This window comes from Acinetobacter sp. AOR18_HL (assembly GCF_027855145.1).
Classification (GTDB): Bacteria; Pseudomonadota; Gammaproteobacteria; order Pseudomonadales; family Moraxellaceae; genus Acinetobacter; species Acinetobacter pittii.
In genome coordinates, this window is the sequence record NZ_JAKTIG010000005.1 from 118,313 (window position 1) to 137,777 (window position 19,465).

The 19,465-nt window shown below is 40.8% G+C and carries 16 protein-coding genes, 2 tRNA genes and 1 riboswitch; of the genes, 8 read left to right on the top strand and 10 right to left on the bottom strand.

The genetic code is table 11. The annotated features are described in order from the left end of the window. Window positions 1-65 precede the first annotated feature (65 nt). The 4 genes from MKL51_RS01320 (at window position 66) to crcB (ending at window position 3,005) form a co-directional block, all read left to right on the top strand. Window positions 66-704, top strand: coding sequence for an SAM-dependent methyltransferase (locus MKL51_RS01320; protein ID WP_080632758.1), 639 nt, complete (start codon window positions 66-68; stop codon window positions 702-704). Next, window positions 694-1,899, top strand: coding sequence for a TIGR03862 family flavoprotein (locus MKL51_RS01325; RefSeq protein ID WP_032005648.1), 1,206 nt, complete (start codon window positions 694-696; stop codon window positions 1,897-1,899). Before MKL51_RS01320 ends, MKL51_RS01325 begins: the two co-directional genes overlap by 11 nt. Window positions 1,900-1,977: 78 nt before the next feature. Continuing rightward, window positions 1,978-2,388 carry a GFA family protein gene (locus tag MKL51_RS01330; RefSeq protein ID WP_005079262.1) on the top strand — a complete coding sequence of 137 codons (411 nt, stop codon included), beginning with the start codon at window positions 1,978-1,980 and terminating at the stop codon, window positions 2,386-2,388. A 45-nt stretch (window positions 2,389-2,433) separates the two neighbouring features. Continuing rightward, a riboswitch (Fluoride riboswitch) is annotated at window positions 2,434-2,500 on the top strand. A 124-nt stretch (window positions 2,501-2,624) separates the two neighbouring features. Beyond that, window positions 2,625-3,005, top strand: coding sequence for a fluoride efflux transporter CrcB (crcB, locus tag MKL51_RS01335; protein WP_002115071.1), 381 nt, complete (start codon window positions 2,625-2,627; stop codon window positions 3,003-3,005). 502 nt (window positions 3,006-3,507) lie between these two features. On the opposite strand, the gene MKL51_RS01340 is transcribed toward crcB, so the two are convergent. The 3 genes from MKL51_RS01340 to MKL51_RS01350 all read right to left on the bottom strand — a co-directional run bounded on the left by MKL51_RS01340 (window position 3,508) and on the right by MKL51_RS01350 (window position 5,744). Continuing rightward, a complete protein-coding gene (locus MKL51_RS01340) occupies window positions 3,508-3,840 on the bottom strand; it encodes a HopJ type III effector protein (protein ID WP_005079259.1) in 333 nt (110 codons plus the stop codon). 249 nt (window positions 3,841-4,089) lie between these two features. Continuing rightward, window positions 4,090-4,344 (bottom strand): type B 50S ribosomal protein L31, encoded by a 255-nt coding sequence (locus MKL51_RS01345; RefSeq protein ID WP_005079257.1) that lies wholly within the window; start codon window positions 4,342-4,344, stop codon window positions 4,090-4,092. Between the two features lie 101 nt (window positions 4,345-4,445). Beyond that, a complete protein-coding gene (locus MKL51_RS01350; RefSeq protein ID WP_002115159.1) occupies window positions 4,446-5,744 on the bottom strand; it encodes an ABC1 kinase family protein in 1,299 nt (432 codons plus the stop codon). 256 nt (window positions 5,745-6,000) lie between these two features. Here MKL51_RS01350 and MKL51_RS01355 point away from each other — a divergent pair, with 256 nt between their 5' ends. Beyond that, complete coding sequence (locus tag MKL51_RS01355; RefSeq protein WP_002114788.1) at window positions 6,001-7,248, top strand: SfnB family sulfur acquisition oxidoreductase; 1,248 nt, start codon at window positions 6,001-6,003, stop codon at window positions 7,246-7,248. Between the two features lie 32 nt (window positions 7,249-7,280). Continuing rightward, on the top strand, window positions 7,281-8,531 hold the full coding sequence (locus MKL51_RS01360; protein ID WP_002115020.1) for an acyl-CoA dehydrogenase family protein: 1,251 nt from the start codon (window positions 7,281-7,283) through the stop codon (window positions 8,529-8,531). Between the two features lie 33 nt (window positions 8,532-8,564). On the opposite strand, the gene abeM is transcribed toward MKL51_RS01360, so the two are convergent. Continuing rightward, window positions 8,565-9,911: a multidrug efflux MATE transporter AbeM gene (abeM, locus tag MKL51_RS01365; RefSeq protein WP_005079254.1), complete on the bottom strand. Its 1,347-nt coding sequence runs from the start codon at window positions 9,909-9,911 to the stop codon at window positions 8,565-8,567. 32 nt (window positions 9,912-9,943) lie between these two features. Continuing rightward, window positions 9,944-10,405, bottom strand: coding sequence for a DMT family transporter (locus tag MKL51_RS01370; protein WP_005065993.1), 462 nt, complete (start codon window positions 10,403-10,405; stop codon window positions 9,944-9,946). A 116-nt stretch (window positions 10,406-10,521) separates the two neighbouring features. Between MKL51_RS01370 and hemW the strand changes: the two genes are divergently transcribed. Further along, window positions 10,522-11,676: a radical SAM family heme chaperone HemW gene (gene hemW / locus MKL51_RS01375; protein ID WP_005079251.1), complete on the top strand. Its 1,155-nt coding sequence runs from the start codon at window positions 10,522-10,524 to the stop codon at window positions 11,674-11,676. A 45-nt stretch (window positions 11,677-11,721) separates the two neighbouring features. Here hemW and MKL51_RS01380 read toward each other — a convergent pair whose 3' ends face one another. After that, window positions 11,722-12,477, bottom strand: a complete 756-nt coding sequence (locus MKL51_RS01380) for an SDR family oxidoreductase (protein WP_005079248.1) — start codon at window positions 12,475-12,477, stop codon at window positions 11,722-11,724. Window positions 12,478-12,589: 112 nt separating this feature from the next. On the opposite strand from MKL51_RS01380, the gene MKL51_RS01385 reads away from it, so the two are divergent. Continuing rightward, window positions 12,590-13,486: a LysR family transcriptional regulator gene (locus MKL51_RS01385; protein WP_005079244.1), complete on the top strand. Its 897-nt coding sequence runs from the start codon at window positions 12,590-12,592 to the stop codon at window positions 13,484-13,486. Window positions 13,487-13,549: 63 nt separating this feature from the next. Here the strand turns inward: MKL51_RS01385 and MKL51_RS01390 are convergent. The 4 genes from MKL51_RS01390 to MKL51_RS01405 form a co-directional block, all read right to left on the bottom strand. Then, window positions 13,550-13,625: transfer RNA gene (locus tag MKL51_RS01390), tRNA-Lys, on the bottom strand. Window positions 13,626-13,647: 22 nt separating this feature from the next. Next, a tRNA-Lys gene (locus tag MKL51_RS01395) sits at window positions 13,648-13,723 on the bottom strand. Window positions 13,724-13,843: 120 nt separating this feature from the next. Further along, window positions 13,844-15,685, bottom strand: coding sequence for a long-chain-acyl-CoA synthetase (locus MKL51_RS01400; protein ID WP_005079242.1), 1,842 nt, complete (start codon window positions 15,683-15,685; stop codon window positions 13,844-13,846). A gap of 191 nt (window positions 15,686-15,876) precedes the next feature. Then, complete coding sequence (locus MKL51_RS01405) at window positions 15,877-19,197, bottom strand: Rne/Rng family ribonuclease (RefSeq protein ID WP_005079240.1); 3,321 nt, start codon at window positions 19,195-19,197, stop codon at window positions 15,877-15,879. Between the last annotated feature and the right edge of the window lie 268 nt (window positions 19,198-19,465).

The window sequence follows — 19,465 nt, forward strand, 5'->3', positions numbered from 1 at the left end:
GAGAAATAGATTAGGCAAAAGTCAGGTGACTTGTTAGACTTATGCCGATTTTTATTTAGTTTGATGTGATTATGCAGATTCGTCAATTTCAAGCACAACGTATGCAAGCGCCTCGCGATTTTACCCCAATTGAAAATACCCCGATTTGTGTAGAAATTGGAGCGGGCAAGGGTAAACATGCTTTGCTTTTTAGCGGGCAACAGCCGCAGCACACATTGTATGCAATTGAACGAACCCGAGAAAAATTCTTGGCAATGCAAAAACAGCATGGTCTGGAACCAAGAGATAATTTAATTCCTGTACATGCAGATGCTTTACCGTGGGTGGTACATGCACTACATCCTGCTCAAGTTGAACATTTCTTTATTCTCTATCCAAACCCAGAACCCCATAATCCAGCACAGCGCTGGTTGAATATGCCATTTTTTGAGTTCTTAATCTCTCGTCTGCAAACAGGTGGAACCATTACTTTGGCAAGTAATATTCCTGAATATATTGAAGAAGCTGAACAACAATTAATTAATGTCTGGAAGCTGCCTTACCAAAAAGAAAAAATTGCTCAAACATCTGCACGTACTCATTTTGAAATTAAGTATTTGGAACGTGGAGAACTTTGCCAACAGCTTGTGATCACTAAACCTGAAGGTTACAGCACACGTTTTGATGGGTTTACCCCATTACAAGGTCAAGTGCATGGCGAATAAGCGGGTTGCCATTATTGGTACGGGGCCGGCTGGTTTAATGGCAGCTGAGGTACTGAGCCAATATGCTTATGAGATTGATGTATACGAGCAAAAGCCTTCAGCTGCACGTAAGTTTCTGATGGCAGGTAAAACGGGGTTAAACATCTCGCATGCTGAACCATTAGCGCAGTTTATTGAGCGCTATGACCATGCAGAATGGCTCAAACCGTGGGTTGAAAAGTGGGATGCAGTCTGGATTCAAAACTGGATGGAAAATCTGGGAATTGAATCTTATGTGGGTACTTCAGGTCGTATTTTTCCTGTCGAAATGAAAGCGGCACCTCTATTACGTGCTTGGCTAAAACGTTTGGCAGAACAGCATGTTAAATTCTTTTATCGTCATCGTTGTATTAATTTGCAAGGCACAACGGTAACTTTAGAAAACCAAAATAATCAAAGCACTGAAACCTTTACCCAGCAATACGATGCAGTAGTATTGGCTTGTGGTGCTGTGTCTTGGTCACAATTAGGTAGTGATGGTGCTTGGCAGCAATGGATGGATCAATCCAATATTGAACCTTTCCAGCCAAGTAATGCAGGTGTACTTCACACTTGGTCAGCTTTTATGGAAAGCTGTTTTGGTGAACCTTTAAAACGTATCAATGCATGGGTTGATCCTAGCCAGATTACTCATGGCGATATTGTGATTACTCACTATGGTTTAGAAAGTGGTGTTATTTATAAACTTGGACGTGCCTTAAGAGAACAACAAAAACAAGGGCAAAGCTTAAATTTGTTTTTAGATTTATTGCCTGATGTAGAGTTCTCACAGTTAATTAAAAAATTGCAGGCTGGTAAAAAACAATCGCTCACTAATATCTGGCGTAAAGCAGGCTTAGACACGGCCAAAATTAACTTAATTCGAGAAGTTGTTGATAAAGCACTATGGAACCAACCAGAGGCTATGGCTCAGCGCATCAAAGCGCTTCAAATTAAGCTAGAGGGGTTTAGACCCATTGAAGAAGCGATTAGCTGTGCTGGTGGTGTTAAGCAGAATGCATTAAGTCAAAGCTTAGAGCTTACACAAACCTCAGGTGTTTTTTGCTGTGGTGAAATGCTCGATTGGGATGCTCCTACGGGTGGATATTTACTTACAGCATGCTTTGCTACAGGGCGAGCGGCTGGTGAAGGTGTGCATTCATTCTTAGAGAAATAACAGGATAATTTGGTGCTATGTTTGATATGTGAAAAGTGTTATTTTTGAGCGATCAATAATAATAGGATTTACGAGAACATGTCTCAAGCATCATCAGTTTATCAAGGAAGTTGTTTATGTCAAGGTATTCGCTATGAAATTAAAGGCGATATCGGAGATATTATTCAATGTCACTGTCAACGCTGCCGAAAAGCCAATGGAACAGCATTTGCAACGAACGCTCCTGTTAAAAGTACAGATTTTAAAATTACCCAAGGTGAAGACCTTGTCAAAAAATTTGCTGTGAACGGGGTATATCGTTGGTTTTGTAGCGAATGTGGTTCACCGCTTATTAGCTCGCGTGATGCTCAGCCTGAATTATATCGCTTAAGAATTGGGACACTTGATACACCACTAGACAAAAAGCCGACAATGCATATATTTGCTGCTTCTAAGGCTGAATGGGAAAGTATTTGTGACAATTTACCGCAATACGATGAACGTCCATGATTTTAAAAAGTATGTTTAAATCAAATTCAAGATGATCTAATATACTTAAAACAGGGAGATGGCATTCTTCCCTTGAAAAACCGCCGTATTGGCTAATGATGCCTACGTTACCCTCATGTATTTATATCGCTGGGTACGTAGGTTATTGCGTACTCTGCTTATTTTTGGAGTACGCTGTGTCATATTTCCCTTCATTATTTTTTGCTCTTTTAGCGTCTATCTAAAGGGGTGGTCCTATGTATTACTCTCTACTTTCAATTGCTTTAGGCTCAGTTCTAGGGGCATGGTTGCGTTGGTTTTTAGGTTTAAAACTTAACCCGATTTACCCGCAAATTCCACTGGGTACCGTCACTGTTAATTTGGTCGGTGGTTTTATTATTGGTTTTGCAGTTGCCTATTTTGCTCAAAGTGATTTAAGTCCGAACTATAAGCTTTTTGTGATTACTGGTTTTTGTGGTGCTTTAACTACCTTTTCAACGTTCTCGATTGAGATCGTCACTTTATTACAAAGTGGTAAGTTGGGTATGGCGATATTGGGGATTTCCATCCATTTAATTGGATCATTAATTTTTACGTGTTTGGGGTTAGCGACTTATCATTGGGTAGCGGGGCATTGAGTTTTTATATTTAAGAATTGACCATGATTTCAAGTTGTGAGAGCTCATCGAAGTTGAGTGTTGGGTAGGATTTTCACGACGGAGTCTTATCGTTGAGTTATCTAATGGAAGCAGCTAATTAAGTTACTTTGGTTTTGCCCAAAGTAACCAAAGGCATCTGTCATTCGCAGAACCTGTTCACTGAATCCATTTATCTTATGCTTTGCAAAAACGATCTTTTATTGACACCACGCAGGCTGCGAATGACGTTATCGCGTATCGAATGTAAGGGGCTAATAAAATAATTAAGAAAAATAAGGCATTTACTATCGTGACAGACGGCATGGATGCCGTCGTTTCGCTGTGCTACATGGATGTAGCATCAGCGCAACAAAGGATTTTTGTTACTTTTCATCCTTGAAAAGTAAGCTTAGCCTATACAATCCATCATTTGGATATCACTTCCATTTAAGGCAATGCTCATAATAAAAATTAAGTCGTTTCTATTATTTATTTAAATCTATTACTTTTCAGTTAAAGCTTGACCTTCAAACTTCACACCATCCCAACCATTTTGCATAAACTGACGAATATTTGGGTGGTCAGTTCCCTCTGGGGTAGCTAATACAGATGCGTAGTGCTCTGCAAATAAACTTAAAGTTTGTGCTTGGTCTAACCCTTGTAACTTGGCAAAAGAGAAAACTTTTGCACTGCCTTGATTTTCAGTAGCAGCGTTATGCTGTGCACCATTTTGAAAAGCCGTTGGAGTATGTTGGTAACGTGCTTCAATATGAGCTAAAACGTCTGAAAATTTTGCTGTGCCTGCTTGTAATTGGGCAAGTAACTCTTGTGCCATAATCTTAAACTTCCTATCAAATGGGGCTTAAGCATAGCATTGAATACATGCTTTGAAAGCTTGGCAATTATAAAAATTGAGGAGTTATTGAAAAAAATCAGAAGTGTTTTTAGACAACTTGTGGATAAGTTTTCTTTTATACACAGTTTATAAATGATGAAAAATACACATAAAAAAAGAAGCCTAAGTGGAGGAGATAGTCTTAGGCTTCCAATGATTTAAGTGTATTGGTCAAATCTTAACGCAAGATTAACTCTTACGAGTAAAGCGAGCGAAACGTTTATTGAAGCTTGCTACACGGCCTTCGTTACTTGCTTGACGTACTTCACCTGTGTAGAAAGGGTGTGATGCACTTGAAATATCAAGAGTGACATAAGGGTAGACTTTCCCTTGATACTCTTTGGTTTGTTTAGACTGAAGAGTACTACCAATTAAGAAGTACACGTCTGCATTGGTGTCATGAAATAACACTTGTTGATAAGCAGGATGAATATCTTTACGCATGAGAGATTGTCCTAAATTATTTTTGATTAAAGAAATGTTATAACATAACAATTAAAAAGTCAATGTAACCCATAAAAGGCTACACTGATCAGTAAATTAAGTTAGTTAGAAGGTGGAACAAGCTCTTCAAATAGATCGTTTAGATTGTCATGAACTTTTAAGTGAATCAGGTTCCAGTAATGTCCTGAAATGGTTCTGTTGACCATTAAAGTATCTGGTGATGGTTTAAAGACATCCCAATACTTCAAAGATTTTTTCACAAGTAACATGCCATCATGATGTGATGAGTTCTCTGCAAAATTATAAGTGGTGGTAAGCGGACGTAACAATACTTCAATCCAGAGTTTATATAGATCACTCGGGAATTTGCCTTTTTCAGCAAGTGAATGTAGTTCAAATAATTCTGTTTCGATCAAATCGATATTTTCATGGCGAGCTGCATTTACTAAGCGTTTAAAGTGCTGCACGATTTCATTTGAAAGCGTTTTAACACTGCCATAGTCATAAATAATGACACTGCCATCTTGGCGGAAAGCAAAGTTACCCGGATGAGGGTCACAGTGAAAACGTTTTAAAAAGAACATTTCCTGACCTAAAGCACGAATCAAGCGGCGTCCAATGGTATTTCGAATTTCGATAGGCCAAGCGCTGGCAGTTTCAATGCTGTCACCTTGTTCGAGACTCAAGGTTAAAATACGTCTTGAAGAGTAATCTTTATAAACAGTCGGGATGATAATTTTGTCATCTAATTGGCTATGAAATGTTTTGAAAACTTCAAGGTTTTGAGCCTCGATTTCATAGTTAAGCTCTGCTGACAGACTATCTTGAATCTCTGCAAAAAGCTGATCTTGTAGCTTTTTATCAATTTTAAGCACACCCATTAAACGAAGTGCCAAACGTACTTGTTTTAAGTCACTTTCACAGGCTTCATCAACACCCGGATATTGCACTTTAACAACAACTTGCTCGCCACTTGGCAAGACAGCTTTGTGAACTTGTCCAATTGAAGCAGCTGCAAAAGGTTCTTGATCAAAAGATTTAAAGGCAACATTCAGCGGCTTTCCAAGCTCACGTTCAACTTGTTGTTGAATAGCAGCAAAGGGCATAGGTGGAGCTTGGCGCTGTAACTTAGAAATTGCTTTAGCGACCTCGGGTGGGAAAATATCTTTATATTGTGATGCAATTTGGCCGACCTTCATGACGGCACCTTTCATTTCGCCTAAGGTGTCGGCAATTTGCAAACCAATATCCTGAAATAACTTGGTTTTTGAAGCCAGCTTTTGTTCTTCATCTGCGGTCAAGTTTCGAATCGAGTTAGAAACGGTTTTCGTTGCAATGCTCGCGGTCATTCCTGCAAGTTTCATAAATCGTTTGCCGGGTGAACTTGCATTCTTTGCCATATCTTCGATACCTCATTGACTACAACATAATATTGCCTAGTTTTGATCATAGGTGACAAAGCTTAAAAAGCCTATATGAAATTGTTTATCTCATGTAAGAAATTTTTCGAAAAACAAAATGTTATTTTTATAGTAAAAAATATGAAAAGCTTGTGAAAATCCATTTCATAAACAAAGCTTTAATATCTATAAAGTGCCTGTTTTTTTGGTGGTAATGTGAATGACAGGTTAAATAAAAATAGAGATAACAAAAGTTATGACAAGTTTAAGTTCGGCCCATGGGCGGTCTCAGGCGGTTCCTTTATCTGTGTTTGAGCAGTCAAAAGATGCGCATATTATTCGTTCTGATGAAGAGGCAATTGAGCTTGCCAAACAACTTGCTCAAGAGTTTGCACAAGAAGCATCTGAGCGAGACAAAGAGCGCCGTTTACCTCTAAACGAAATTCAACAGTTCTCACAAAGTGGCTTATGGGCTATTACGGTTCCCAAGCAATTTGGTGGTGCCCAAGTTAAATATCGAACCTTGGCTGAGGTCATCAAAACAATTGCGAGTGTTGACCCATCTCTTGCACAGCTTCCTCAAAATCACTTGGCTTTTATTGAACATTTACGCCTTGATGCAGGCCCAGAACAACAACAATTTTTCTTTAACTTAGTGTTGAGAGGGATTCGTTTTGGCAATGCCTTTTCAGAAAAACATAGCAAAACGGTGGCTGACCTCACTACCACATTACGAAAGACCGAGCACGGTTATGAAATTAATGGCAAGAAGTTTTTTGCAACAGGTGCATTGCTTGCGCATTGGGTTCCTATTGTCGCTGTAAATGAAGAGGGGCAACCTTATGCGGCGCTAGTTCCTCGGGAAACTTCAGGGGTGAATATTATTAATGACTGGTCTGGTTTCGGGCAAAGAACCACGGCCAGTGGAACCGTTGAACTTAATCAAGTTCCAGTACGTGAAGAATATCTAATTCCGATTTATCAGGCTTTTGAGCGTCCTACCCCAGCAGGTGCAATTTCACAATTTATTCAAGCTGCTGTTGATGCTGGTATTGCACGTGGCGCAATTGAAGAAACAATTCACTATGTCAAAAATCATAGTCGTGCATGGGTCGATTCAGGTTTGGAAAAAGCGAGTGATGATCCCTATACGATTGCAAACATTGGTGATTTAAAAATAAAACTTCGTGCGGCAGAAGCGGTATTAGATTTAGCAGGAGATGCGATTGATCAAGCGATTGCCGACACGACAGAAGAGCATGTAAACCAAGCCACATTACTGGTTGCTGAAGCAAAAGTACTCACTACAGAAGTTGCGATTTTAGCAGCGAATAAGCTTTTTGAGTTGTCTGGAACACGGTCAACCTTGTCTGAGCTTAATCTGGACCGCCATTGGCGTAATGCGCGTACTCATACCTTGCATGATCCAGTGCGTTGGAAATATCACATTGTCGGTAATTACTACCTCAATGGCATCCATCCACCTCGTCATGCATGGAGCTAAAGTGAAGAAAAAATAAGATTAGGAGAATAAAGATGACGATTACCCAAATTGAATTAGAAGAACTATCTGTAGGCGCCGATTATGAAAAGGTCGCAAGTAGATTTCGCCCAGTTTTTGAAAAAATTGCCCAAGGTGCAATTCAGCGAGAAAAAGAACGAATCTTGCCTTTTGAACCGATTCAGTGGTTAAAAGAACTCAAGTTAGGTGCGGTACGTGTTCCGGTTAAATATGGTGGAGATGGGGTGTCATTACCGCAACTTTTCCAGCTTTTAGCAGAGTTAGCACAAGCAGACTCGAATATTGTGCAAGCTTTGCGTGGACACTTCGCTTTTGTTGAAGACCGCTTAGTTGCCCATAAAGAGCACTCACAAGAGGTTTGGTTTCAGCGTTTTGTACAAGGTGATTTAGTTGGGAATGCATGGACCGAAGTTGGAAATGTGCAAATCGGTGATGTCGTTACACGAGTAACCAAAGATGCTTCGGGCAACTTGGTAGTGAATGGTGAAAAGTACTATTCAACGGGAAGTATCTTTGCTGACTGGATCGATTTATTTGCTTACGATGAAGTAAATGACCGCCATGTGATTGCTGCTATTTATCGCCATGAAACAGGCGTGAGTGTGATTGATGATTGGGATGGCTTTGGTCAAAAGACGACGGGTAGCGGTACTTTAAAAGTACATCAGGTTCACTTGCCGGCTTCGCACCTTATTCCATTTGACCAGCGTTTTAAATATCAAACTGCTTTTTATCAAGTCGTCCATCTTGCAACTTTAACGGGTATTGCACATGCGGCAGTAGAAACTTTTAGTCAGGAGATTCGTGAGAGAAAACGTATTTTTAGTCATGGTAATGGAGACATTGTTCGTCATGACCCACAAGTTTTACAGGTGGTGGGTAAAGCCTCTGCTCAAGCTTACGGAAGTCTAGCAATTACGATTAAAACAGCTGAAGCATTGCAGAAGGCTTATGAAAGTCACTTTAGTGAGTTAGAGGTGAAAGAACATCAGTTTAATGTAGATGCAGAGCTTGAGTCGGCGCAAGGACAGGTGGTGATTTCTAATTTGGTACTCGACTTAACCAGCCAATTATTTAATGCTTTGGGCGCGTCAGCAAGTAGTCAGGTCAAACAACTCGACCGTTTCTGGCGTAATGCTCGAACGGTGTCTTCACATAATCCGCTCATCTATAAAGAAAAGGTGATTGGAGATTGGGAAGTAAACCGTACCGATTTGCCCTTTGTCTGGCAAATTGGAGCAAGCCCGCGAGCCAAGTCTGCATAAAATAAAAAAGCCGATGAATAATCGGCTTTTTTATTAGGTTTTGCTTAAACGTTTTGTATTTAAATAAAGCCTTGAAAGTAATAAAACACAAGCAATGCTTAAACCAATAATTAAGCCTAACCATACGCCAGCTACACCCCAATGGGTATAACGTGCTAAATAAAGTCCGATAGGAAAAGCAATCACCCAATATGCCATGAGTGTAATCCACATCGGTGCTTGCGTATCTTGCATCCCTCTTAAACAGCCTGCGGCACTCACTTGCAATGCATCCATCAGCTGATAACCCATTGCAAACCAGAGTAAATACATGGCAACAGGAACTACATCTATATCTTGAGTATAAACCGAGACAATTTGTTCACGACCTAGAGCAATAAAAGACATGGTCAATAAGGCAAAAAATATTGCCGTGCTTAGACCAATCTTTTGGACTTGGTACATCGAAGCCCAGTTCTTTTCACCATAATAGGTTCCCACACGAATGGTCAGGGCAATCGCAAGTGAAAGCGGGATCATAAACAGCACAGAGGTAACTGAAATTGCAACTTGATGCGCTGCAATAAAGACTTCACCTAGTGGGCTAAGTACCAATGCACCTGTACTAAAAATACTGACTTCAAAGAACACGGCTAAACCGATGGGTAGGCCAAGCTGTAAGATTCTTTTTACCCAAGTCAGGTTAATTTTATCGAATCTGCTAAAAATAGACGTGTTACGGTAAGCCGAAGCTTTATAAATATAGCCAGCTAAAGTAATTAGCATGAGCCACTGTAAAATGGAGGTTGCAAAACCACAGCCTGCGCTACCTAATGCAGGTATTGGCCCTAATCCATGCATAAAAATCATGTTTAAAGGGATTAAAACCACTAAGGCCAGTAAACTAATGACCGTTACAGGACGTGGATGGCCTAAAGCCTCAGAATAACCGCGTAGGGCTGCGTACATGGTCACAGCTGGCATGCCTAAACCAATCGCATGTAAAAATAAACTTGCTTTAGGCTGTAAGCTTTTTGGTACGCCAAACACATGTAAGAAAAACGGCATAAGCTGCAAAATGAGCATAGCCATTACGCCTAAAATGATGGCGACCCATAAGGATTGACGAACAATGACAGGAATTTGTTCTGTATTTCTTGCGCCCTTTGCTTCAGCGACCAAAGGTGTAGTTGCAATCATAATGCCACTGAACAGGAGCATGACTGGGATCCATAAGCCCACACCTACCGCAATTGCTGCTAAATCGGTTGCAGATAAATGCCCAGCCATAATAGTGTCAATTAACCCAAATCCCGCTTGAGCAAACTGTGTAATTAAAATCGGTAGCATTAAGTGGAAGAGTTGTTTTAATTCAGACCGAAAAGATGTGACATTCGACACAAAAGGTACTCTTTTTAAATATAAAAATGAAGCTAACGTTGCAAAGTGAGTAACACACCGACAAAGATGATCACGCCACCCAGAAACCGTTGCCATGTAACAGGTGTCTTTTCTGTACCTAACCAACCAAAATGGTCAAGCAACATTGAAATGAGCAATTGCCCAAAAACGACTAGCCCTGTAAAGGTTAAAAAACCAAGTTTAGGTGCAGTATAAATGCTCATGCTAATTGCATAAACCCCAAGGAATCCTCCTGTCCAAAGAAGCCATGGAATATTTGATATTTCACTTAAAGAGGGCTTTTCGGCACTTTGGAAAAAAACCATAACGGCTAAAACAATAGTACCTATGAAAAATGATAATAAAGCTGCTTGCAACGGTGAGTGTAGTTGCTCGCGCAGTTGAGCATTGATTGCAGTCTGAAAAGCCATGGCAACACCGATTCCCATAGCTAGAGGTAAGATCAGGAAAAGTTGACTAGAGAATTTCATCATTTTTATCAATATTTAAGTATGTTTAAAAACAGTCTAAAGCAATTAAGGTATGTTTTCATAAGCCCATTGATGCAGTCATGTTAAAATAGAAATATTGTGTAAATTGGACCTGCTCCTTGGCCGTATTAAATCCTGCTTCTGTTCCTTTATCTTTATATATCCATATGCCTTGGTGCGTGCGTAAATGTCCATATTGTGACTTTAACTCGCATGCCGTACCAGATGGAGCGCTTTCGGCAGAACTCGAGCAAACCTATTTAAAGGCGTTGGTGGCCGACTTTGAAACTCAAGTTGAGATGGCTCAGGGACGTTCAATTCATAGTGTATTTATTGGTGGTGGAACGCCTTCACTTATTTCTGCTAAAGGCTATGCGTGGCTGTTTGAACAGCTTAAGTCATTGCTCAAATTTGAAGATGGCTGTGAAATCACCCTAGAGGCAAATCCCGGAACACTAGAACATGATCCGTTTGCAGGCTATTTAGAAGCAGGTATTAACCGTTTATCGATTGGTGTGCAGACTTTTAATACAGAGCACTTGCAAAAGCTTGGGCGTATTCATTCAGTCAACAATGCTATGGATGCAATTGAGCAGGCACGACAAGCAGGCTTTAAGCGAGTTAATGTCGATTTAATGCATGGCCTACCTGAGCAAACGCTAGAGCAAGCACTTTATGATTTAAAGATGGCTGTAGAGCATGGCGCGACACATATCAGTTGGTATCAACTGACTATTGAGCCAAACACCATATTCTTCCGTACGCAGCCCGTTTTACCTCAAGATGAGGTGTTAGAAGATATTCAAGAGCAGGGTGAAGCTTATCTAAAAGCCAATGGTTTTATAAATTATGAAGTGTCGGCTTGGCGTAAAGAGCAGCCTTCAGCTCATAATTTAAATTATTGGGAATTTGGTGATTACCTTGCGATTGGTGCAGGGGCACATGGCAAAGTAATCCGACCAGATGGTGTATATCGTTTCCAAAAGACTCGTTTGCCAAAAGACTATTTGGCTAAGGTTCCAGCCGAACATTTGCAAATGAAAAAGATTGAGGCAGAAGAGCTACCTTTTGAGTTTATGATGAATGCTTTACGTCTAAATGATGGTGTAAAAGCTGAGTTATATGAGCAGCGTACAGGTTTAAGCCTGGGTCACTTAAATGAAGTACTCACTTCTCTACGAGCTAGAAAACTACTGGTAGATGATGTTTCCCGTTTAGCCTGTACGGAGCAAGGCCATATTTTCTTAAACTCAGTGCTTGAAGAGTTTTTATAATTAAACAAACTAAAAGCCGCGTCATCAGATGCGGCTTTTTTTATTTTAGCGAGTGGTATAGCCGCCGTTTGCAAAAATAGTCTGTCCTGTAATCCACCAACCATCAGTTACCAAAAAGCGAACTAGAGGTTCAATATCTTCAATTTTGGTGAGTCCACCTAAAGCTGAAGCTGATTTATGGTAAGCCACTGCTTCGGCAGATTCCTGACCATAAAAGAAAGGTGTATCCATAGGCCCAGGTGCAACAGCAGTCACAGAAATCTGACGATCACCAAATTCTTTTGATGCAGCACGTGTGTAATGCTCAACAGGTGCTTTTAAACCTTCATAGGTTGAATAGAGTCCAGTGTAGGCTGCAAGAAGAGAAGTCACGATTGAACAAATCTTGCCGCCGTCATTTAAATGACGACCTGCCGATTGAATAAAGAAATAGGCAATTTTTGAGTTGATATCGCTCATGCTATCAAACTCTTGTTCTGTGGTATCTAAAAAAGATTTCTTTAAAACCTTTCCAACTGTATTAATGGCAATATCAATTCCGCCAAAATGCTGCTTAGTGTCTAAGAATAGCTTTTCGATATTATCAATATCCGTTAGGTCTGCCTGAATTAAAACGGCATCTACACCGAATGCTGTTACATCTGCAAGTGTCTGTTCTGCATCTGCTTGAGTTTCAGCGCTATTGTAGTGAATTGCAATTTTTGCGCCTTGTTCTGCAAACCTGCGGCTAATCAGTCCACCTAAGTTTTTTGCACCGCCCGTAATCAGTACAACTTTATCTTTCAGAGTATGAGTTGTCATGATGGTTGTTCCTATGATGACTTGTTTTAATGTGTTTTTAGTCTAGATTGGCGGTAATTTTTGATCAATTATGCTAGTTTGGTTTAACTATTCAAAAAATACGAACAATTAAATGGATCGGTTGCAGCAATTTTTTATTTTTACAGAAGTCGCTAAACGACAAAGCTTTAGTGAAGTGGCAAATCAGCTTGATTTACCTCGCTCGACAGTAACGAGTGCTATTCAACAGTTAGAAACTCACTATGGAGTACGCTTATTTCATCGTACTACGCGTAAAGTAAGTCTCACTCAAGATGGACAACGAATATTACCTGAGTGTCAAAATCTATTATTTGATTATGAACAGCTCGAACAGCTTATACAGGCACAAAAGCAGCATTACCGTGGCACGCTAAAAATTTCAATGCCCAGCCGAATCGTACACCAAGTGATTATTCCTGAACTTCCCGATTTTTATAGTCGCTATCCAGATATCCATTTACAACTTCATAGCTCTGATGACATCACTGACTTAATCGAGAAAGGAATCGATTGTGTTGTTCGGGTGGGGCAGCTAGATAATAGTAGTTTAATTGCGAAGTTCGTTGGTAACTTGATTATGGTGAACTGTGCAAGTGCTGACTATTTAGAACAGTACGGTATTCCTGAACAATTAGAAGATCTATCTCAACACAAACTCATTAACTATGCGGGAGCCGTAGGAGAAAAACAGGGCGTATTTTCATATCAAGATGGAGCTGTGATGATGGATAGTGCTTTAAGCGTGAATAATACGGAAGCCTATATTGCAGCGGCTATTGCAGGTTTGGGAATTATTCAACTTCCATACTACGATGTTCAGGATAAAATCGAGCAGGGAACTTTAGTTGAAGTACTAAGCGCCTATACTGCTCAATCGCTTCCACTTAATATTTTATATCCGAACCGGAGTTATATTCCTAAACGTTTGGAAATCTTTATGGAATGGGCTAGGGATGTTCTATATAAGAAGTGCATCGTCATCTTTTAGTCATAAAACTAAAATACATTAACAATAAAAAAAGCCTCTCGAACTGAGAGGCTTTTTAGAATTTGGTGGGTCGTCCGCGACTCGAACGCGGGACCAACGGATTAAAAGTCCGCTGCTCTACCAACTGAGCTAACGACCCAAATAGGTTCAAAACAGATAAGTGGTGGGTCGTCCGCGACTCGAACGCGGGACCAACGGATTAAAAGTCCGCTGCTCTACCAACTGAGCTAACGACCCGTATCGTTTTGATGTCGCGTATTTTAGCAAGTTATTCAACTAACACAAGAGGAAATTTAAAAACATTTGCATGATTGCCTATAAAAAGCACGATTTCCTCTTGTTTAGCTAAAAAATGAACTAAAAACGGTATTTATATGCCTGAATGTTGTCAAAAATTTCAGTTGTGATGTCACAGTAACTGCTTTCACCAGGCAATAAAGCGAGTAAACGTTCAGAAGTTTTGCTTGGATTAAATGCATCTTCCTTCAATTTATTCTTTTGGTACTTAAAAGTACCTGTGGTTTCAACTTTAGCCTGTATACGTAAAAACACTGGTACCGCATAAGCAGGTAAGCATTTTTTAAATACAGTCACCATTTCTGTTAAGTCAGTGTCATTTAATTCAGCACCATCAGCAAGTGTGATTGCTGCCATACCTGCACGACCATTGGTATTTGGAATTTCTACGCCATAAACCACAGCTTCAGCGATCTTGTCATATTCACACACCATGTTTTCAACTTCTGTGGTAGATACATTTTCGCCTTTCCAGCGGAAGGTATCACCTAAGCGGTCAACAAACTGAGCGTGACGGAAACCAATATTACGAACAAGATCACCTGTGTTGAAATATGAGTCACCTTTTTTAAAGACATCTTGCAGAATCACAGATTTGTTCTTTTCTGGGTCAGTATAGCCATCAAATGGAGAGCGACTGGTAATTTTACCTACCAATAAACCGACTTCACCTGCTTTAACTTTTTTGCACCAGCCATTTTTATCGCGTACAGGCTCATTCTTTTCTTTATCAAATTGAATGACTGCATACGGCATAGGGGAGAAGCCTACCGTATTATCAAAGTTGAAAATATTACTAAAGCCGACATTGCCTTCACTTGAAGCATAAAGTTCAAGAACTTCTTCAACACCAAAACGCTGTTTGAATTTATCCCAGATGTTCGGACGCATGCCGTTACCAATCATTTTGGTTACACGGTGAGCACGGTCAAGCTCTGTAGTTGGAGCATCCATTAAGTAACGGCAAAGTTCACCTACATAACCGATTGCAGACGCATTAAACTTCTGAACATCTTTCCAGAAAGCACTGGTTGAATATTTACGTCGAATGGCAAGCGTAGAGCTTCCTGCAATCACTCCACACCAGCACACCACCACACCTGTTGCATGGTACAGCGGTAAAGTGACATACATCACATCATTTGGGCCAAGGTTTAAAATGTGGCCATAAGTGCCATATGCGAGTGTCCAGCGACTATGTTTAAAAATAACTGCTTTTGGTAATCCTGTTGTTCCCGAAGTATAAATATAAAACAGACCATCATTACCATGAACAGAGTGTGTGGTCGATGGATTGAATTTCGGGAATTGATCAATTTCTATTGCAAGATTGGCATAACCTTGAGGTGCCGTTCCTGCATCTTGACGAGTAGTCTGATCTGCAAACCAGTGAAAACGGTCTTTAGGAACGTTTAAGTCTTGACGAATTTCATCAATTGCAGCACGAACTTCTTCACCCGCAATGACTGCAATTGGTTTTACAAGATTGATACTATGAGCGAGAACTTTACCGACTTGAGATGTATTTACAAGCGCAATCGTTACCCCAATTTTAGCTAAGCCCACAATAGTGGCAATAAGCTCAGAACGGTTCTCAACCATTACGGCAATCACATCACCTTTACGTGCGCCGAGAGATAAATAATAGTGAGAAATCTGGTTAGCCCATTCATTTAAAGCTTCATATGAGTAACTTTGATCTTCAAATAATAAAGCAATACCTTTCGGATTTCGCTTAACAGCTTTCTCAAAAGCTACACCTAATCCAGTTGGTGTATTTGCTGTTCTTAAATAAGCCTGTTTAAGACCATTCAGGATATGGGGTACTTTGGGAATGAAGCTAGGAAGTCTAGTGGCAACATCCCCAAGCGTAATGATATCGGTCTGTGTTGTCTGGCTCATATCAATCCTATTTATTTTTCGATCAATCCAAAAAAGGTTGCGTTGGCAAAAGTACAGTATTTTTCATGGTTCACCATGCTTTTAAAACTTTTCTTCTAGTGCAATCAACCTAATTGGTTAAAAATAACAAAAAAAACCTAGTCATCGAAATGACTAGGTTTGTTTAAATTAGCTGCAATTGAGCAAATGATTTACTCAGCTACAGGATTTGCTTTCTTTGGTGGACGGCCGCGAGGGCGACGAGGACGACTTGGTTTGTCCTTATCAGCTTTAGAATCTTCTGATTCACTCTCGGCAGGAGCTTCAGTTGGCTCTACAGCTTGTTCTGTAGCTGCTTTGGCTTTTGCAGCTGCTTTTGGCTGTTTTGCAACCGGAGCCTCTACTACAGGTTCAGCTGGTGTCTCTTCTACATTAGCTACTACTTCAACTTGCTGATCAAGCTCAAGCGGTTGTTGTTTTGATTCAACAGGTGCTTGTGTTTCAGCAGTAGGAGCAACAACGGCTTCTTGCACAGTCTCAGCTACAGGGGCAGCTTCTTCTGGTGCAGAATGTTGTTTAACTTGCTCAAAAGCTTGTTCAGCTGCAAGTTTCGCTAAACGACGGCGTTCACGCGGATCATTAGCAACTCGTGGTGTCGCTTCTTTTGGTGGCGTCAATGGAAGTACTGGCGCAGGTTCTGCTTCTTGTGAAGGCTTATTGCTTGGAAGCTCGGCATCACGAGTAACAGGCTTTTTGTCTTCAGCTTCAGTTGCGACTTCAGTCACTAGAGTACTTGCGTATTGCTCTGCAAATTTTTGCAATGCACGATTGAATGTTGGAACTAAACCAAACTGTTCAATCAGTACTGTGCAGTCTTCACCGTAAACATGACGGATCAAGCTACCAATTGTATATTGCGCCAACGTTGGAATTTGCGATGGGGCAATTGATGGTGCAGCAGCTTTAGCACGTTTTGCATTGCGTTGTTCACGGCGACGCATACGAGGATCATTACTTGCACGTTGAATTTGCGGTTGAGTTTTCTCAGCCTTTGGTTGAGGAACTTCTGCTTCAGCAGTTACCGTCTCTTCCACTGCCACAACTGGTGCTGGAGCTGGTTCTTGAGTAGCTTCAACAACAGGTGCTTTTTCAGGGCGTTCAATAGGTTGCTCAGGCGTTAAAGCAATAATTTCGCTTTGTGCTTGATCAACATTGATGACTAAGGCTGTATTCATGACTTCATGCTGTGGAGCATCAATCAAATCAACCTTAATTTGTTTTTCATCAACAACTGCTGGTGCCGGCGTATTTTGATTTTCATTTAATACGCTTGGATCGCGGTGGCGATTCGGACGGTTTGGACGTTGTTGGTTATTACGGTCACGACGTGGTACAGCATGTTCAGCTTGTTGCCCATCATTTTGATGTTGTGCATGCGGCTGGTCTTGCTGTTGACGCTTTTGTTGACGTTTTAATTCACGTTGCTCTTGGCGTGATAACTGTACAACCTCTTCATGAACCTGTTGTTGCTGTGGTTCTTGATTGTGGTGGTGCTGATGTTGTTCACGTTGCTCTTTGTGCTTACGTTTTTTGTTGTTTGGACGCTGCTGTTGTACTTTATCGTCTTTTTCAACATTCTCACGTGCTTCCTGCTTAACAGGAGATTGAGAAATATAAGCATTGTTAGATGGAGCCGAAGTAACTTCAGCAACAGCTGGTGCTACAACTTGTCCAAACTGCCCACGGCTAACAGCGCCTGTATTCACCATTTGTTCAATTGCAGCAGCAGCATTTTGTGCTGAGCGAGATTGATCAACTGTTTGAGCTTGTTTTTGAACAAAAAGGTTTTCTAACCATGCACATGGGCTTGCTGCTTTTTGAGCGCTTGCCTGAGCAGCAGGTTGAGCCGCTTGATTTACTTTCTTTTGATTAGCTGCGTTATTGGCAGCAGGGGCTGCATGAGTATGGCCATGATCAGCTTCTTCTAAATGCCATTCAGAAGATTCATAACCTAACTCTTTTTCACTTGAACGAGTTGCTTCAGTACGTTCGTAGCTAGATGGGGCAAATCCATCTGGATTGTACTGAATTTCGTAGTGAGGTGTTTCTAAGTGCGGGTGAGGCAAAACAGTCACACGAACACTAGAAGTTTGCTCTAAATACACCAAACTATGGCGTTTTTCATTAAGCAAGAAGGCTGCAATTTCAACTGGAACTTCAACCTGAACTTCACCATGACGTTCACGAAGCGCGATCTCTTCTACTTTACGCATAATAGAAAGCGAAAGTGAGCGTAAGTCACGAACCATGCCTGTACCATGACAGCGTGGGCACACATAACCTGTTGCTTCTTCAAGAGATGGACGTAAGCGTTGACGGCTCATTTCCATTAAGCCAAAACGAGAAAGTTGGCCAAACTGAATACGTGCGCGATCGCTTTGAGTTGCTTCACGAAGTTTTGCTTCAACCATACGTTGGTTGCGCTCTTTAGTCATATCAATGAAGTCGATTACAACTAAACCACCAATGTCACGAAGACGAAGTTGGCGAGCAATTTCTTCTGCTGCTTCTAAATTAGTATTAAGCGCAGTTTCTTCAACGTCATGTCCACGAGTCGATTTCGCAGAGTTAATGTCGATTGAAACTAAAGCTTCGGTCTGGTCAATCACGATTGAACCGCCAGAAGGAAGTTTTACTTCACGTTCATAAGCAGTTTGAATTTGACTTTCAATACCAAAATGAGCAAACAATGGCTCGTTTAAAGTATAAGTTTTAAGTTTGTCTAATTGACGAGGCATCACTGCTTTAACAAAGTTATAAGCTTCGTTATAAGCCTGTTCGCTATCAATTAAAATTTCTGCAACATCATCACGTAAATAATCGCGGATAGCGCGAGTAACAACACCAGCTTCTTGATGAACCAGCATTGGAGAAGGACCAGAGCTTGCTGTGCCTTGGATTTGTGCCCAAAGGTCAAGCAAATGCTGTAAGTCTAACTGTAATTCTTCTTGGGTACGGCCAATACCAGCGGTACGTACAATAACGCTCATACCACGTGGTAAATTTAAAGAAGCTAGAATCTCTTTTAGCTCTTCACGTACAGAACCTGAAATTTGACGACTAATACCGCCACCTTTCGGGTTGTTTGGCATAAGAACCAAATAACGTCCTGCAAGTGAAATAAAGGTAGAAAGAGCTGCACCTTTATTGCCACGTTCTTCTTTTTCGACTTGAACAAGTAATTCAGTACCTTCAGTGATAAGTTCACGAATGTTTGAAGTTTGTCGTGGGTCTGCTTGGAAATAACTGTTAGCAATTTCGCGCATAGACAAGAAGCCTTGACGGCCTGCGCCGTATTCAACAAAAACAGCTTCTAAAGATGGTTCTACGCGGGTTACATGGCCTTTATAGATATTGGATTTTTTCTGTTCTCGGGTACGATTCTCTAAATCAAAATCGTAAAGACGATTACCAGTGATAAGTGCAACGCGGACTTCTTCTGCGTGAGTTGCATTAATCAACATACGTTTCATGGGTGTGACACCTAATAGTGACCCACACAAACATATCGCACAAACTTAAAGGTTCTGAACGAACATCGAACATGACGGATCATTTCCCAGATCTCAAAATATTTGTGGTCTGAGTCATCTGTTACCGGCTACATTTAGCCTTAGCTTCGATTCTCGTCTGTGATGTAGGCAATACTGCTTCAACCTTTAAATCGGACTTCCTTAGTGCTTCACTGGCGGGTGAGCGGTGCATTGGTTAATGACTTTCACTGTCATTGGGCGCGAAGTG